Raw genomic sequence first — 13,546 nt, forward strand, 5'->3', positions numbered from 1 at the left:
GTCCAGCCGCGGCCGTACGGCATCAGCGACCACGCATCGAGCTCAGAGTCGAACGCGTCGGGGAACCAGCGGCGAAGCTCACGCAACGCCTCCCGCTCCCACGTGGCATCCGTCCCCCGAGCGAGCACGAGCACATGACCACCGGTCGACGTCATCGCGTCGATGCGGTCCCACTGCGATGTGCGACCGACCTTCAGCACGGCGCGCTCGGGCCAGTAGATGACGTACGTCATCGCGAACCGAGGCATCATGCCCGCTCCCCCAGATACTTCGCGAGCATGGCAGCAAGCCCTGCGGGCTGATCCCCCGTTCGGTACACTCCGAGCCGCCACCCTCCGAGACCCCGCCTGTAACGCGCCTCAACCTCGCAGGTGGCAGTCGATCCGACTGTCAGACGCAGCAGATAGGGCGCTCCTGCCTTCCCGACGTACGCCGGATGAAAGCCCCACAGCGTGAATGTGCTCACCTCCGACCCCCTCGGCCGCGCGCCGCGGGAGCAGGCGCGGGCACCGCGGGGATCCCGAGGCGCACCCGGTAGGCCTTATGCGCGTCCGTCACCTTCGAGCACAGCCCGGCCGCGTCGAGACGCAGCGTCGACTGCCCGCACAGCTTGCACTTCGGATAATCGGCCTGCATCCGGTCGATGCGTGCCGACGTCGCCGCCCACTCGCGGCGCAGGTGCTCCCGGCGACGGCCGTCGAGGTGCAGCCCATCCTCGGACCATCCACCATTCGGCAGGCCCGCAACCTCGGGCGAGCAGCATCCCAACTTGCAGCCCTTCGTCACGACACCCACCGCTCCTCCTCCTGCCCTGCTACCCACTGCCGCTCGAACTCCGCATACGTCACCCGCGGGTGCTCCTCCCAGTGCTCGACGAGCTCGGGCGACGCGTACGCGTACGCCCGCACCGCCGGCCCCATGAACAGCGACACCGCGTCGACCTGCGCCCGGCGTCCGCGTTCGTTCAGCAGGGCGCCGTTCGTAGCGACCTCCGCCCGGGTGTACGCCGAATGCAGCACCTCGTCGAACGCCTCCCGACACTCGCGCCACACGGCGAAAGCCTCCGAAATCACGCTCACGCACGCCGCCCCCTCCGCACCCGGCCGAGACCCTCGGCGAGCAGCACCTCGAACGCCCACAGCGCCGCGATGAACATCGCCAGCCGGTTGCCCTCGATCGCCGAAAGCACGGATGCCGTCGACATGCCGAGGTAGAACAGCGCCGCATTCATGCCGCCATCTCCTCTTCGTCGGGCTCGTCGGCGGGCGCGTAGCCGCCTTCGTTGTCGAGCAGCACCCACCCGTGCAGGGCGTGCAGGAGGGGCACGTCGACCGGGCGGCGGATGCCAATCCGGGACACGCTGAAACCGAGGCGCTCGGGCAGCTCTTCGCGGGTGACCTTGCCGTGGCATCCGGTCGTGCCCGTGCCGCACAGCAGGACACCGTTCGCCGCGAGGGCGAGGTACGCGCGGGGCTGCTCCCGGCCCTTGCGGGCGCGCTTCACGCCGCCCATGCCGCGGTCCTCGCGGTGATGCACCGACCACCCGCGCTCGAAAGGCTTACCCCTGAGATCCCAGTGCAGGCCGAGCCCGCACAGGGCACACCGGCCGCCGTCGCGCTCCCATATGTCTTGCACCATCTCGGGCTTGAACTCCGCGGGGCCGGTCACGGGAGCACCGCCGCACCGTAGAGCATGGCGATGACGACGAGACCGAGCGCCAGCACGCATCCGAAGAACACGGCCGCGGCGACGTCGCGATACACGGCCGCCGCGCCGACGAGCCCGGCCGCGCCGACGATCGACACCAGGCACAGGATGAACGCGCCGATCATCGGGCACCGCCCATCGCGAGCGTGTAGGTGCCAAATCGCACCTCGAACAGCGCGACCTCGGCCGGCGTCGAGGCGTCCCATGTCAGCAGCACGCACCCGAACGGCGGACGGTCCCCCTTCGGGCCGATCACGGCGTCCGGTCGACTGAAGCGCATCCGCCCGGGCAGGAACTCCGTGTGCAGCGGCGAGCCCTCGCGGTCGCGGTAGGGCTCGACGAGCTCCTGCCACCACTTCTGCTCGGGCCGATTCGCGGGCAGCAGCATCGCGATCCCGTCAGTGAACCGCCACGACTGCCACGCCTTCGACACCCACGCGTGCAGGTCCGAGTACGGCGGGTTACACCACACCCGCTCCCCCTCCCACGACTGCGCGAGGCCGTCGTCGGCGCGGGTGAAGTAGCGGGGCGCCTTCGCGTTGTGCGCGGCGGCGGCGACGTCGAGCGTGAACGGGGCGCCGAAGCGCTCCTCGAGCGAGGCGACGTAGGCCGGGTCGGTGCCGCGGTCGTCGACCTCGTCGAGCGCACCGCGCACGCCCGTCTGCTGCGGGTGATTCTGAGCCTTGAACCCGGTGAGCGTCATCGGGCACCCCCTCGGGTCTCGGGCGCGATCAGACGCGGGACGTTCGGCGCGGGCGGGCGGGGTACGGGTGCCGGCATCGCGGCGGTCTCGATGCCACGGTCTCGGCGATGCACCTCGGCCGCTTCCCACGGGAGCGCGGCGACCGCCGCCTCGAGCTCGGCCGCCGCGGCGTGCGAGATGCGCGGGGCAGGCTCCCCCTCGGCGGGCTCAGCCGCCACGGGCGCCGCGATACGGGCGCGGGGCTTGCCCGGCTCGGGGCGGTCGCCGATGACGTCGGCGAAGGCGCGGGCGAGCGCGGCGCGCAGCACGTACGACTCGAACCGCTCGGTCGGATTCTCATCCCAGATGTCGATCCAGCGGCGGCCCGTGTCGGTCAGCGCCTCCTCGCCGGGTCGAGCTTCCCGCCACGGCCGTTCGACGATCGTCGGGATGCCGTCGCGGCGAACCGTGGCGCGCGCGCCCGCGGGGTGCTCCTCGTGCAGCCACAGCGTTACCCACACCTCGCCGTCGGCAGTGAACTCCACCGGGTCGATCTCTAGGCGCGAGCCCGTCGACAGCGCGAGGCGCGTGTACTCGGCGAGGGTCTGCGAGACGTCGTCGACCGGGGCGTTAGCCGGGGGCCGCTCGGCACCGCGCAGGCGGGACGCCCTGATCTCGGTCGGGATCTGAATGTCATCGATAGTCGTCATGCCGTCAGCCCTCCCAGGCCTTCGTTGTGGTCATAGACCGCCCAGTTCGGCGGGATCGCGATCTGCAGTTCCTGCGGGTAGCCGGGCCACACGCCCGACTCGATGCCGGCGGCGAAGCGGCGGCGCGCCTCAGCCGCCCCGGCGTAGCCCATCTCGAGGTACTCGCGGCCGAGCACGTACGTCGCCGTCAGGTAGGGCGGTTCCTTCTCGACGACCACGAACACGAACTGATCGACGCCACCGCCCGCCGCCGCGAGCGTGTCGAGGTAATGGCCGACCTGGACGTGATAGCCGAGCTCGGCGACGGTCTTCGAGAACTTCACGGGCGTTGCCAGACCGTGCTTCGTCTTCAGGTCGACGGCGAACCGTCGGCCCGACCCGCTGCCGAGGTAGTCGAACCGGCACCGCTGCTCGATACCCGTCTCGTCGTCTCGGGAGAACACCGACAGTTCGGCGTCGCCCTGCTGCTCGAACATGACGCGGGCCATCGCGTGCGCCAGCACCGATTCCGCCATCGCGTCCACCTCGGCGATCTCGGGCGCTTTGAGCGGGATCGCGTTCGACTCGCGGGCCGCGGCGACCCAGTCTTTTGCGGCGACGCTCGAGATCGCGCGGTTCGGCCCCGACAGCAACTCATCCGGGATCTCGACGACGTCCCACCCCGTGCCGAGTACCTTCGCGTGCACCGCCGAACCGACGTCATACGCCTTCTTGTGCGGGGGCTTGTTCTCCATCCAGTGCGCGAAGCGAGCGGGCGCCTGCAGCAGCTGCCGGGCACCGGTCGACGACAGCGCCGGGTGCGCGTGATACGTCACCTCGTCGAGATCGGGCACAAACCCCTCGAGCGCGCTCACGCCTGCCCCCCTCGGCTATGACGGTCGCGCCACCAGGCGACGGCGAGACAGGCGCAGAGCACGCCCGCGATCGGCAGACCCAGCTGCGGCGGGAAGTAGTCGGGATTCACATCGACCTCCTGCGGTTGGTTTCGGGCAGCACGGAACATCGGCCGTGTCGCCGAGAGATGGTGAGAGGTGGGTTAGCGGGCGAGCGCCCAAACCTCGGCGCGGCGGGTGCCGGTCGGGCCAGGCTTGAAAGTCGGCGTGCGGGTCAGCCACCGTTTCCGCTCGAGCTCGGGGCAGCAGGACCGCAGTCGCTGATCCGAGTAGGTCGATCCGAGGCGACGACCCCAGGCGACGACCTCGTGCTCAGCGAGGGCCGTCACGCCCTCCTCGCGGGCGATCTCGAAAATGGCGAGCACTTCCATCTGCGAGCGGGCTAGATCCGTGTCGGCGACCGCCTCGGCCGAGGTGACCGGGTCGGCGTCACGGGTGCGCAGCGTCTGCCCCATCAGGCCACCGCCTCGCGGTCGTGACGATCGGCGTACCGGTCGACGCGGTCGAAGCGCTTCGCCGCCACACGGTTGCGAGCGATCCGCTCCTCACGTTCGGTGCGCACCCGGCGGGACTCGAGCGCCTTCACGACCGGCATCCCCGGAATGGCGAGCGTGCGCCGCGTGCCGCTCATGCCTCGAGCTTCTGAGTGAAGCCGTGCGTCCGATTCGCGGCCTGCTTGGCGATCACACCGGCCAACTGCCACGCGGCACTCTTCGACGCGTTCGCGTAGGCACGCTCCCACCCGTCGCCAGCGATGACACTGTGCACGGTCGCGAGCGCCATACGGTCACGCTCGACGCGCAGCGCCTCATCGTTCAGCGCCCGTGCGGCGGAATCCGCGAGTCGCTGCGATCGGGCGAGCACCTCGCGATGCGTCGGCGCAACGGGGGCCGGGCGGTCGACGATCAGCGTCTCCACCTTCGGGGCGCTCACTCGCTCACCGCCCCTTCGGGAAACCCAACGTAGGCGAGGCGGGAGAGCAGCGCCCGCGAGAGTGCGAGGGTCTCGGCCGGGGTGAGGTAGCGGACGCCGTCACGCTGCTGCATGACGACGACGCGCTGCCCGTCGATCGTGGTCGTGTCGATCGTGAACGTGTCACTGTCGAATGACGCCTCGACGATGAGGGCGACGGGGCGCTCGACGGTGGGAACGGTTTCGGTGTTGCGGTCAGGCATGTGCTGCCCCTTCGGGTGAGGTGGGTTGTGACGCCGCGGCCTGCGTCGGATCGGTGATTCGCTCTCGAATCCACGCGTCGAGATCGACGGGATAGAAGACGTTCAAGCGGCCCTGCTTGAATTTGCGCGGGCCTTGCTCCGCGGCGAGTAGGTTTCGGAAGGTCTGGTAGGCGAGGCCGCTGTACGTCGCGGCCCCTCGGGTCGTCAGAACCGGGCCGCCGCGGTCGGGCAGGCTGCTCACGATGCCGCCGCGTGCGCGGGCTCCTCCGCCCGGCGCAGGAGCTCTTTCGGGTCCATCCCGAGCCACATCGCGACGGACATCAAGTCGCTGATGCTGAATGCCACGGCCCCGCTCAGGCGACGTCCGGCGGTGTGCGCGGTGATATCGAGCACCCGCGCCATCTCCCCCGCGGTGCGTTTCTGTCGAGCCATCTCGGCCCGCACCTCGCCCGCGAGGCGCTGCGCGGCGGCCGTTCCGACTGCTGCGTGATTTGTCATGTGATGAGAATGAATGACTTGTCATGCGGTGTCAAGCTCGTCATGCGCATTGACTAAAAATCATGCAGCGGACATACTCAGATCCCGTGGACAACTACTCTCAGCGCCTCGCCGACGCTCTCGTTTCCGAGATCAAAGCCGAGATGGGCCGACAGGATCTCTCCTCCCGCGCTCTCGGCCGGTTGATCGGCGAGAACTCGCAGTACATGTCAATGCGTCTCGACGGCGGGAACCCCCGCACGGGCGAGCGAGTGACGCTGAACGTGCGCGACCTCTACTCGATCGCCAGCGCGCTCCACATCGACCCTCTAGACCTGATGAGCCGCGCACAGCGGGCCGCGAGTGAAGCCGCCAACGTGACGCCGTTCCCCGCCCGCAATGTCGGAACCCCCGCCGAAGATGACTTGTACCTCGCCGCCCGCGCCGCCGACCCCGAACCCACGGACGAACAGCCCTCATATGACGACCCCAGTTGACCTCCGCCTGCTCGACTTCGCCGACGCGATCGGCGTCGCGATCGAGTACGGGCGCATGCCCGCCGATCGCGACGGGATCTACGACCACGACGCCCGCCGCATCCGCCTGCGCCGAGGAATGTCGGCCCGCCATCACCGATCGGTGCTCGCGCACGAGCTCGGGCACGCGGCGTTCGGAGACTGCCATACGCGCTTCGGCCCCGTACACGCGAAACAGGAACGCCGCGCCGAGGAGTGGGCCGCGCTCCGCCTGATCGACCTCGACGATTACCGCCACCTCGAAGCCGTACACGCCGGCCACCCCGGCGCGATTGCCGTCGACCTCGACGTGATGCGCAGCACGGTTATCGCGTTTCAGGGTCTGCTCGAGCGTCTCGGCGACAGCGTCTACATGCGACCACGCATGGGCGCCGGAATGTGGGAGCGACGCGAGGGCGTCAGCTGATGGCCCGCCCACCCCTCGAACTCGAGACGTGGGGGCGCATCCGTCGCATGACCGTGAAGGGCAAGCCGACCGCACGCGCCTACTACCGGGATTCCGACGGCGTCACACGGTCAATGGACCGCCAGGGGAAGACCCCCGCCGAAGCCGAGCGCAATCTCGTGCGGGCGCTGAAACAGCGCCTGGCCCCTGCGAGCGACGATCTCACCGCAGACACGACCGTCTCTGACCTCGCGACGCGTTGGCTCGAGTCCCGCACCCGCCTCGCCGAAGGCTCGGTACGCATCTATCAGAACGCCATCACGAAGCACATCAGCCCGGGCCTCGGCAGCGTGCGCCTGCAGGAGTGCAGCGTGCCACGGCTTGACCGCTTCCTCGTCGCGCTCGCGCGGTCGTCCGGGCCGGGCACCGCGAAGACGACGCACGTCGTGTTGAGCGGAATGTTCACCCTCGCCGCCCGGCACGGGGCCGTGCGCGCCAACCCGATGAGCGACGTCCCCGCACCCGAGCGCGCGAAACGGACGGCGCGAGCAGCCGCCCCCGACCGTTCGGCGGTACAGGGCATCCTCGACCGCTTCGAGCAATGGGACGCCGGGTCCGAGCCTCGCAACGAGAGCGATCGTCGACCACGCCGGGCGCGCGCGAGCGACCTCGCCGACACGGCGAACATGTTCGTCGGCTCGGGCATGCGCACGGGCGAAGTCTTCGCACTCCGATGGGATGCGCTCGACCTCGTCACACAGCGGGTCATCGTCCGCGGGACGATCGCGCAGGATCGCGACGGGAAGATGTTCGTGCAGGAGGTGACGAAGAGCGACGCCGGTTATCGCGAACTCGAGCTACCCGCCGAGACGGTCGACATGCTCGTGCGGCGACGGGTCTCGTCGTTCTCGCAGTTCGTGTTCCCCTCGAGCGTCGGAACGTTCCGGCATCCCAACAACTACCGCACGACCTGGCGCACTGCCCTCGCCGGCACCCCGTGGGCCGGCGTCACCCCGCGCAGCTTCCGCAAGACCGTGGCGACCGTCGTACGCGACGAACTCGGGATTGAAGCGGCTCGCGATCAGCTAGGTCACGAGGAAACTAAGACGACGGAGCGTAGCTACGCCGACGAGATTCACCGCGGGCCAGCCGTCTCTCTCGTCCTCTCGAAGCTGCTCGCGCGGACGCCGGCAGGCTAGTGCGCGTGATTGGCTGAGATCTCGCGCTTACCTCGGCCGCCACGAGAGAGCTTCACGGTATACGTGCTATACCCGTCTGCCGCCTTCCCCTTGACGTAGTAGGGATGGTTGCCGACGCCACCCTTACGCGACACCTCGGTCAGAGTGAGCTGCACTTCAGTCTTGTCGGTTATGCCCTGCTCCTCCGCAACCCAATCGAGCAAGGCCTGCTGGATGTCAATCGGGAGGGCGTTGTACAAGTCAAGCGACCGGCGTTCGGCGGCTGCGAGACCCTTCTCGCCATCTTCGCCAGGGGAAACTTCGACTTTCACCGGCTCCGCATCGGCCGGCGCTGCACGAACGGTCTCGGCCTTGGCGGGTGCCGGCACGGGGCTTAGCCCAGCACCGTTGCCAAGCATCACGGAGAAGGGCAGGCCCGTGACTCCGATTACCCCGAATAGAGCCACGAGCGCAAGCAGAGCGATACTTACGAACGGGTCCGCCTGAGCGGTCACTAGAACCGAGCAGCTGTCGCCGCCCTCGCATTGCGGGGCGACGGTCGACACCTCCCGCGGTACCAGTACATAAACGCAGACCAGCACCACCATTGCGAGCGCTGCACCAGCACTGGCCCATCGGACCTTCGCCGGGAGGAGATCGTGGGTCACGTCGCTCACGCTTACGCCCTTCGGGGTTGTCATGCGCTGCCGCGCGATAGGTTTCGCCATACGGTCGCCCAAAACCGTGAGTAAATCGTGAGCCAGCCTATCCTGCGTATCTGCGATTTGCGTCAAAAAGCCTCTGATCAGCCCTTTATGGTGCCGGCTACAGGACTTGAACCTGCAACCCCCGTATTACAAGTACGGTGCGCTACCAATTGCGCCAAGCCGGCAGGAGACGCGTGGCGTCTCGATGAACGAGTCTAGAGCGGCGGGCGGGCCACACGAGACCGGTCAGATGCGGTGCCTCCCACTGTCGCGGTCCCACTCCAGGGACTTCCATTGAAGGAACGAGCAGAGATTGCCGGCCACCACCAACTCGGCGGCCAGGCTCGCCATCTCGTGCGGCGTCATCGTCAGGTCGTCGGGTCGCGACGTGAGCGTCGCTTCCCAGAGCGGCTCGTCGTAGCCTTTCGGCTGCATGTAGATCGACGCTCGGGCGTTCATCAGGTTCATCACCACGAGACCCGTGTCCTGGCTGTCGGCGTCTTCCTGCTCGACGACCTTCAGCTGTCCGGCGAACAGGTGCCCCTGTTCACGGAATTCCTGCACCCAAGCCTTCAACTGCGTGAGGGACCGCCGGGGCGGAGAGTCCTCAAGCTCTTCGTTCATGCCACCAGAATCTCATAAGACGTCGCGTCCGCACCGATTCGTCAACCCGCGGGAGGAGCCGACGGGGTGACCGACGGGGTGGGGGTAGCGGTCGAGTAGTACGCGTTGCTGTCGACGGTGAGCACGAACTGAGCGAACTCTTTGGCGTCGTCCATGTTGCCGACGTATTCGGTGCCGTTCACGAGCACGGTCGGGGTCGCGGTCAGCGCCTGCCCCTTCGTGCCCGGCAGGCCCTTGATCGCGCGGTCGGTGGCGGCCTTCGCCCACGCCGTGTAAGTCTCGCCCTCGATGCAGTCGCGAACCGTGCCGACGTCGCTAACCCCGGCACCCTGCGCCATGTCGGCGAGCTGCTGGTCGCTGTAGCCGTCGGAGTCGACCGCGGGCTGGTTGGTCAGCAGCTCGTGGTTGTACGCGAAGAAGCGGTCCGACGAGTGCGTCGCCACGCAGGCCGCGGCACCGGCGGCCCGCAGGCTGTACTTCGTCCCGTTCGACTTCGACGTCAGCATCGCCACCGGGTAGTAGGTGAGAGTGGCGGCCTTGTCGCCGACCCACTTCGACAGCTGGCTCGCGTTCGCGGTTTGGAACTCGCGCGCCTCGGCCGACATGTAGTCGACGTAGATGCGGATATCGACGGGTGCCGCGGTGGCGGTCGGCTCGGGCGTCGGCTCTGTGGCCGGTGCGGGCTCGTCCGCCGGAGGAGTCGCCTGAGCCGACATCGTCGCGGCACTGCCGTCGACGGTCTGATCGGCGAGCGGATCGGCCACCTGCGAGGCGCTCGTGATCAGGAAGCCGTCGTCGGTCGCGGCGTCGGGGAAGGCCTGCGAGCGTGCCTCGCGCGAGTTCAACGCGAACGAGACGCCGACCGCGCCGACCGCGATCACCGCGACGGCACCGATGCCCAGCAGGGAGCGTCGCGCGATGCGCCAGCGCGCCTGCTTCGCCTTGACCTGCTGCGCCTTCTCGCGGACCGCCTCACGGCGGTCGCGTTCTGCTGGCACATTCGGTGACTGGTCGTTGGACATGAAACCTTCCGGGCACGGACGATGCCGCATGAAATCAGGGGGCCCGCGCGGGTGGGGCGGACGAGGATCGATGGTAGCCAGGCTGGCTGAGAAATGACCAGACACGTGCGATACTGACGAATGCGTCCAACGTCGGGCGCACGGGGTCGCCCCCGTTCATTCCATTCACTACGGATCGTCCGGCACGTACCTGCCGGTGAAGGAGAAGAGAAAATGGCGTCCGTCACCTTCGACAACGCAACCCGTCTGTACCCCGGCGGCACCCGCCCCGCGGTCGACAAACTCAACCTCGACGTCGCCGACGGCGAATTCCTGGTCCTCGTCGGCCCCTCCGGCTGCGGCAAGTCCACGTCGCTGCGCATGCTGGCCGGCCTCGAAGAGGTCAACTCCGGCCGCATCCTCATCGGCGATCGCGACGTCACCGACGTCCCGCCGAAGGACCGCGACATCGCGATGGTGTTCCAGAACTACGCTCTCTACCCGCACATGACCGTGGCCGAGAACATGGGCTTCGCGCTCAAGATCGCCGGCGTCGGCAAAGAAGAGCGCGCATCGCGCGTCCTCGAGGCCGCCAAGCTGCTCGACCTCGAGCAGTACCTGACCCGCAAGCCCAAGGCCCTCTCCGGTGGTCAGCGTCAGCGCGTCGCCATGGGCCGCGCGATCGTCCGCCAGCCCCAGGTCTTCCTCATGGACGAGCCGCTGTCGAACCTCGACGCCAAGCTCCGCGTCCAGACCCGTACGCAGATCGCTTCGCTCCAGCGCCGCCTCGGCGTCACCACGGTCTACGTCACGCACGACCAGACCGAGGCGCTCACCATGGGCGACCGCATCGCGGTGCTCAAGGACGGCCTCCTCCAGCAGGTCGGCACCCCGCGTGACCTGTACGAGACCCCGAAGAACGTCTTCGTGGCCGGCTTCATCGGCTCGCCCGCGATGAACCTCTTCACCGCCGACCTGGCCGAGGGCGGCGTGCGCTTCGGCGACCTCGTCGTTCCCGTCGAGGCCGACACCATCGGCAAGGCCAACGGCTCCGCGGTCACCATCGGTGTCCGTCCGGAGGACATCCAGGTCGCCCCCGCCGACGGCCGCGGCCTCTCGGTGGTCGTCGACCTCGTCGAGGAGCTCGGCGCCGACGGTTACCTGTACGGTCACACCGACATCAACGGCAAGCGCACCGACCTCGTCGCTCGCGTCGACGGTCGACGTCACCCCAACGCGGGCGAGACGGTCGTGCTGGCGCCGGTCCCCGGACACGTGCACGTCTTCGACGTCGAGACGGGCGATCGACTCACCGACCGGGCCATCGCTTCGGCCTGATCCACGCACCGACGCGGCGCGTCCCCGATCCCGATCCGTCGGGTCGGGGGCGCGCCGCACCGTTTTCCCGGAGGTTCCCGTGTCCCAATCCCTCAGTATCACGGCGAGCACCGTCGACCCGGGCCTCCTGCAGCTGCCGTGGTCGACGGGTCTCGCCGACTGGCCCAGCAATCACATCGTGGCTCTCCCCAAGGGCATCTCACGCCACCTCGTACGGTTCGCGAACCTGTCGGGCCGGGTCGTGGCCATCAAGGAGACGACCGAGGAGATGGCACGTCGCGAATACGACATGCTCGGGAACCTCGACCGGCTCGACGCTCCCTGCGTCGAGCGCGTCGCCGTGATCGCCGGCCGCACCGATGCCTCGGGTCGCCCCCTTCCCGCTGCCCTCGTCACCGCTCACCTGCGCTTCTCGCTCCCCTACCGTGCCCTGTTCACTCAGGTGCTGCGCCCGCACACCGCCACCCGTCTCGTCGACGCTCTCGCGGTCCTGCTCGTACGCTTGCACAACGTCGGCTTCTACTGGGGTGACGTGTCTCTGTCGAATACGCTGTTCCGTCGTGACGCGGGCGAGTTCGCGGCCTACCTCGTCGACGCCGAGACGGGCGAACTGCACGGCAACCGCCTGACCCCCGGTCAGCGCGCACACGACCTCGACATCGCCCGGATCAACATCGCCGGCGAGATCATGGACCTCGAGGCCGGCGGCCGCCTCGAGGGCGGGGTGGATGCCGTGGCCATCGCCGACGGACTGGTGTCGTCGTACCACTCGCTGTGGGGCGCCCTCACCGACAAGGAGTCGTTCGCGGTCGACGAGTCGTGGCGCATCACCGAGCGCGTGCACCGTCTGAACGCCCTCGGCTTCGATATCGGCGAGATGTCGATCCGCACGGCGAGCGACGGCACGAAGGTGTCGATCCAGCCGAAAGTCGTGGATGCCGGTCACCACCAGCGGCGTCTGCTGAGACTGACCGGACTCGACGTCGAAGAGAACCAGGCCCGCCGCCTTCTCAACGACCTCGACGAGTTCCGTGCGCGCGTCTCGCGCCTCGGAGCCGACGAAGAGATGGTCGCGCACGAATGGCTCACCCGCGTGTTCGAGCCCATCGTCATGGCCATCCCGTGGGACCTGCGCGCCAAGCTCGAGCCCGCCGAGGTCTTCCACCAGGTGCTCGAGCACCGCTGGTACATGTCGCAGGCGCGCGGCCGCTCGGTCCCCCTCGCCGAGGTCGTGAGCTCCTACATCGACGACGTTCTGCGCCACCGCCGCGATGAGGCAACCGTCATGGGCCCTCCCACCGACACCATGTCGCTGCCCACGGTGTCCGACGCCGATGCCCCGGCGACCGGCGAGGTTCCGACGACCGACACCGACTCGGTCGACTGGCGCGATCTGGTCTGAGCCACCGCGCCCCGCGAAACGCCGAGGCCGTGGCATCCGGAGTCGATCCAGGATGCCACGGCCTCGGTACGTCGCGGGCTCAGTACCCCACGGTGAAGCGCTCGCGCGTGTGCGCGGGGTTCTCGATCTCGTCGAGGACGGCGACCGCGAAGTCAGCGCCACCGATGAACGAGTTGCCCTCGCCGTCGACGACGAGCACGTCGCCGCCGTCGCGGTACGAACCGGTGCGCTCGCCCGGTGCCCACGAGCCGAAACCGCCGGCCGGGTGAACGTAGAACCAGTCGCGGCCGGTGTCGTCGGCCTGGAGGTCTTCGAGGATGCCGATCGCTTCGCGCGCCTCGGGCTTGTACTCCTCGGCGAAGCCCTCCGTGTCGATCAGGCGCGGCCCGCCCTCGGCCACGAGCGACCCGCCGGCGCCGCCGACGACGCCCACGCGGACGTTCTCGGGCAGAGCCGTGACGAGCTCGGCGATCGCGGGGCGGAGTTTGCCTTCCATGTCGCCGCGGGGAGCCACGGCCGAGACCACGACGTCGACCCCCTCGAGCTGGGCGACGAGACCGGGGACGTCGAGGACGGTGCCTTCGACGTAGGTCGCACCCTCGACACGCTCGGTGGGTACCGAGCGGGCGATCGAGACGACCGTGTGGCCGCGGCGGACGGCCTCGGTGACGATGTGGCTACCGGCGTAACCGGTGCCTCCGATGACGGCGATACGGGGCATGAGCGTTCCT

The 13,546-nt window shown here is 68.7% G+C and carries 23 protein-coding genes and 1 tRNA gene; 5 read left to right on the forward strand and 19 right to left on the reverse strand.

The features are described from left to right. Nucleotides 1–462: 462 nt before the first annotated feature. The 14 genes from DEU35_RS07110 to DEU35_RS07160 all read right to left on the reverse strand — a co-directional run bounded on the left by DEU35_RS07110 (nt 463) and on the right by DEU35_RS07160 (nt 5,665). The gene (locus tag DEU35_RS07110; protein ID WP_116239075.1) at nt 463–795 is read right to left on the reverse strand and encodes a hypothetical protein; all 333 of its coding nucleotides are present in this window, start codon (nt 793–795) and stop codon (nt 463–465) included. Next, nucleotides 783–1,079: a hypothetical protein gene (locus DEU35_RS07115; RefSeq protein WP_116239076.1), complete on the reverse strand. Its 297-nt coding sequence runs from the start codon at nt 1,077–1,079 to the stop codon at nt 783–785. Before DEU35_RS07115 ends, DEU35_RS07110 begins: the two co-directional genes overlap by 13 nt. Next, nucleotides 1,076–1,231 (reverse strand): hypothetical protein, encoded by a 156-nt coding sequence (locus DEU35_RS17100; RefSeq protein ID WP_181904601.1) that lies wholly within the window; start codon nt 1,229–1,231, stop codon nt 1,076–1,078. Before DEU35_RS17100 ends, DEU35_RS07115 begins: the two co-directional genes overlap by 4 nt. After that, the gene (locus DEU35_RS07120; RefSeq protein WP_116239077.1) at nt 1,228–1,668 is read right to left on the reverse strand and encodes a hypothetical protein; all 441 of its coding nucleotides are present in this window, start codon (nt 1,666–1,668) and stop codon (nt 1,228–1,230) included. The genes DEU35_RS17100 and DEU35_RS07120 overlap by 4 nt, the downstream gene beginning before the upstream one ends. Then, on the reverse strand, nt 1,665–1,832 hold the full coding sequence (locus DEU35_RS17105) for a hypothetical protein (RefSeq protein ID WP_181904602.1): 168 nt from the start codon (nt 1,830–1,832) through the stop codon (nt 1,665–1,667). The genes DEU35_RS07120 and DEU35_RS17105 overlap by 4 nt, the downstream gene beginning before the upstream one ends. Continuing rightward, complete coding sequence (locus DEU35_RS07125; RefSeq protein WP_116239078.1) at nt 1,829–2,410, reverse strand: DNA N-6-adenine-methyltransferase; 582 nt, start codon at nt 2,408–2,410, stop codon at nt 1,829–1,831. Before DEU35_RS07125 ends, DEU35_RS17105 begins: the two co-directional genes overlap by 4 nt. Beyond that, nucleotides 2,407–3,099, reverse strand: coding sequence for a hypothetical protein (locus tag DEU35_RS07130; RefSeq protein WP_116239079.1), 693 nt, complete (start codon nt 3,097–3,099; stop codon nt 2,407–2,409). The genes DEU35_RS07125 and DEU35_RS07130 overlap by 4 nt, the downstream gene beginning before the upstream one ends. Then, the gene (locus DEU35_RS07135) at nt 3,096–3,953 is read right to left on the reverse strand and encodes a PD-(D/E)XK nuclease-like domain-containing protein (protein ID WP_116239080.1); all 858 of its coding nucleotides are present in this window, start codon (nt 3,951–3,953) and stop codon (nt 3,096–3,098) included. The genes DEU35_RS07130 and DEU35_RS07135 overlap by 4 nt, the downstream gene beginning before the upstream one ends. A gap of 182 nt (nt 3,954–4,135) precedes the next feature. Next, the gene (locus DEU35_RS07140; RefSeq protein WP_116239081.1) at nt 4,136–4,447 is read right to left on the reverse strand and encodes a hypothetical protein; all 312 of its coding nucleotides are present in this window, start codon (nt 4,445–4,447) and stop codon (nt 4,136–4,138) included. Continuing rightward, the gene (locus DEU35_RS17110; protein ID WP_181904603.1) at nt 4,447–4,623 is read right to left on the reverse strand and encodes a hypothetical protein; all 177 of its coding nucleotides are present in this window, start codon (nt 4,621–4,623) and stop codon (nt 4,447–4,449) included. Before DEU35_RS17110 ends, DEU35_RS07140 begins: the two co-directional genes overlap by 1 nt. Further along, on the reverse strand, nt 4,620–4,925 hold the full coding sequence (locus DEU35_RS07145) for a hypothetical protein (RefSeq protein ID WP_116239082.1): 306 nt from the start codon (nt 4,923–4,925) through the stop codon (nt 4,620–4,622). The genes DEU35_RS17110 and DEU35_RS07145 overlap by 4 nt, the downstream gene beginning before the upstream one ends. Then, a complete protein-coding gene (locus DEU35_RS07150; RefSeq protein ID WP_116239083.1) occupies nt 4,922–5,167 on the reverse strand; it encodes a hypothetical protein in 246 nt (81 codons plus the stop codon). The genes DEU35_RS07145 and DEU35_RS07150 overlap by 4 nt, the downstream gene beginning before the upstream one ends. Continuing rightward, the gene (locus DEU35_RS07155) at nt 5,160–5,408 is read right to left on the reverse strand and encodes a DNA-binding protein (protein WP_116239084.1); all 249 of its coding nucleotides are present in this window, start codon (nt 5,406–5,408) and stop codon (nt 5,160–5,162) included. The genes DEU35_RS07150 and DEU35_RS07155 overlap by 8 nt, the downstream gene beginning before the upstream one ends. Beyond that, nucleotides 5,405–5,665 (reverse strand): helix-turn-helix domain-containing protein, encoded by a 261-nt coding sequence (locus tag DEU35_RS07160; RefSeq protein WP_116239085.1) that lies wholly within the window; start codon nt 5,663–5,665, stop codon nt 5,405–5,407. Before DEU35_RS07160 ends, DEU35_RS07155 begins: the two co-directional genes overlap by 4 nt. An 86-nt stretch (nt 5,666–5,751) precedes the next feature. On the opposite strand from DEU35_RS07160, the gene DEU35_RS07165 reads away from it, so the two are divergent. From DEU35_RS07165 to xerC, 3 genes are read left to right on the forward strand one after another with little or no spacing between them, the layout of a single operon-like run. Continuing rightward, on the forward strand, nt 5,752–6,141 hold the full coding sequence (locus DEU35_RS07165; RefSeq protein WP_116239086.1) for a hypothetical protein: 390 nt from the start codon (nt 5,752–5,754) through the stop codon (nt 6,139–6,141). Beyond that, complete coding sequence (locus tag DEU35_RS07170) at nt 6,125–6,586, forward strand: ImmA/IrrE family metallo-endopeptidase (protein ID WP_181904604.1); 462 nt, start codon at nt 6,125–6,127, stop codon at nt 6,584–6,586. Before DEU35_RS07165 ends, DEU35_RS07170 begins: the two co-directional genes overlap by 17 nt. Continuing rightward, nucleotides 6,586–7,764 carry a tyrosine recombinase XerC gene (gene xerC, locus DEU35_RS07175; RefSeq protein ID WP_116239088.1) on the forward strand — a complete coding sequence of 393 codons (1,179 nt, stop codon included), beginning with the start codon at nt 6,586–6,588 and terminating at the stop codon, nt 7,762–7,764. The genes DEU35_RS07170 and xerC overlap by 1 nt, the downstream gene beginning before the upstream one ends. Here the strand turns inward: xerC and DEU35_RS07180 are convergent. From DEU35_RS07180 to DEU35_RS07195, 4 genes are all read right to left on the reverse strand, one after another. Next, nucleotides 7,761–8,420 carry a hypothetical protein gene (locus tag DEU35_RS07180; protein ID WP_147301846.1) on the reverse strand — a complete coding sequence of 220 codons (660 nt, stop codon included), beginning with the start codon at nt 8,418–8,420 and terminating at the stop codon, nt 7,761–7,763. The genes xerC and DEU35_RS07180 overlap by 4 nt on opposite strands. 139 nt (nt 8,421–8,559) lie before the next feature. Further along, nucleotides 8,560–8,635: transfer RNA gene (locus DEU35_RS07185), tRNA-Thr, on the reverse strand. 61 nt (nt 8,636–8,696) lie between these two features. Beyond that, nucleotides 8,697–9,074: a hypothetical protein gene (locus DEU35_RS07190; RefSeq protein WP_103206184.1), complete on the reverse strand. Its 378-nt coding sequence runs from the start codon at nt 9,072–9,074 to the stop codon at nt 8,697–8,699. Between the two features lie 41 nt (nt 9,075–9,115). Continuing rightward, nucleotides 9,116–10,072: a thioredoxin domain-containing protein gene (locus DEU35_RS07195; RefSeq protein WP_309545566.1), complete on the reverse strand. Its 957-nt coding sequence runs from the start codon at nt 10,070–10,072 to the stop codon at nt 9,116–9,118. Nucleotides 10,073–10,309: 237 nt separating this feature from the next. Between DEU35_RS07195 and DEU35_RS07200 the strand changes: the two genes are divergently transcribed. Together DEU35_RS07200 and DEU35_RS07205 are read left to right on the forward strand one after the other, a co-directional pair. After that, a complete protein-coding gene (locus DEU35_RS07200; protein ID WP_103206182.1) occupies nt 10,310–11,413 on the forward strand; it encodes an ABC transporter ATP-binding protein in 1,104 nt (367 codons plus the stop codon). Nucleotides 11,414–11,492: 79 nt separating this feature from the next. Beyond that, nucleotides 11,493–12,815, forward strand: a complete 1,323-nt coding sequence (locus tag DEU35_RS07205; protein ID WP_103206181.1) for a DUF4032 domain-containing protein — start codon at nt 11,493–11,495, stop codon at nt 12,813–12,815. Nucleotides 12,816–12,894: 79 nt separating this feature from the next. On the opposite strand, the gene DEU35_RS07210 is transcribed toward DEU35_RS07205, so the two are convergent. Further along, nucleotides 12,895–13,536: an NAD(P)-dependent oxidoreductase gene (locus DEU35_RS07210; RefSeq protein WP_103206180.1), complete on the reverse strand. Its 642-nt coding sequence runs from the start codon at nt 13,534–13,536 to the stop codon at nt 12,895–12,897. Nucleotides 13,537–13,546: the final 10 nt, after the last annotated feature.

This window comes from Microbacterium sp. AG157 (assembly GCF_003385695.1).
GTDB classification, from domain to species: Bacteria; Actinomycetota; Actinomycetes; order Actinomycetales; family Microbacteriaceae; genus Microbacterium; species Microbacterium testaceum.

Excerpts from the sequence above, each read along its gene's own strand:
- DEU35_RS17100 (WP_181904601.1), bottom strand. The coding sequence starts at position 1,231 with ATGAATGCGGCGCTGTTCTACCTCGGCATGTCGACGGCATCCGTGCTT.
- DEU35_RS17105 (WP_181904602.1), bottom strand. The coding sequence starts at position 1,832 with ATGATCGGCGCGTTCATCCTGTGCCTGGTGTCGATCGTCGGCGCGGCC.
- DEU35_RS07125 (WP_116239078.1), bottom strand. The coding sequence starts at position 2,410 with ATGACGCTCACCGGGTTCAAGGCTCAGAATCACCCGCAGCAGACGGGC.
- DEU35_RS07130 (WP_116239079.1), bottom strand. The coding sequence starts at position 3,099 with ATGACGACTATCGATGACATTCAGATCCCGACCGAGATCAGGGCGTCC.
- DEU35_RS07140 (WP_116239081.1), bottom strand. The coding sequence starts at position 4,447 with ATGGGGCAGACGCTGCGCACCCGTGACGCCGACCCGGTCACCTCGGCC.
- DEU35_RS17110 (WP_181904603.1), bottom strand. The coding sequence starts at position 4,623 with ATGAGCGGCACGCGGCGCACGCTCGCCATTCCGGGGATGCCGGTCGTG.
- DEU35_RS07150 (WP_116239083.1), bottom strand. The coding sequence starts at position 5,167 with ATGCCTGACCGCAACACCGAAACCGTTCCCACCGTCGAGCGCCCCGTC.
- DEU35_RS07160 (WP_116239085.1), bottom strand. The coding sequence starts at position 5,665 with ATGACAAATCACGCAGCAGTCGGAACGGCCGCCGCGCAGCGCCTCGCG.
- DEU35_RS07170 (WP_181904604.1), top strand. The coding sequence starts at position 6,125 with ATGACGACCCCAGTTGACCTCCGCCTGCTCGACTTCGCCGACGCGATC.
- xerC (WP_116239088.1), top strand. The coding sequence starts at position 6,586 with ATGGCCCGCCCACCCCTCGAACTCGAGACGTGGGGGCGCATCCGTCGC.
- DEU35_RS07190 (WP_103206184.1), bottom strand. The coding sequence starts at position 9,074 with ATGAACGAAGAGCTTGAGGACTCTCCGCCCCGGCGGTCCCTCACGCAG.
- DEU35_RS07200 (WP_103206182.1), top strand. The coding sequence starts at position 10,310 with ATGGCGTCCGTCACCTTCGACAACGCAACCCGTCTGTACCCCGGCGGC.
- DEU35_RS07210 (WP_103206180.1), bottom strand. The coding sequence starts at position 13,536 with ATGCCCCGTATCGCCGTCATCGGAGGCACCGGTTACGCCGGTAGCCAC.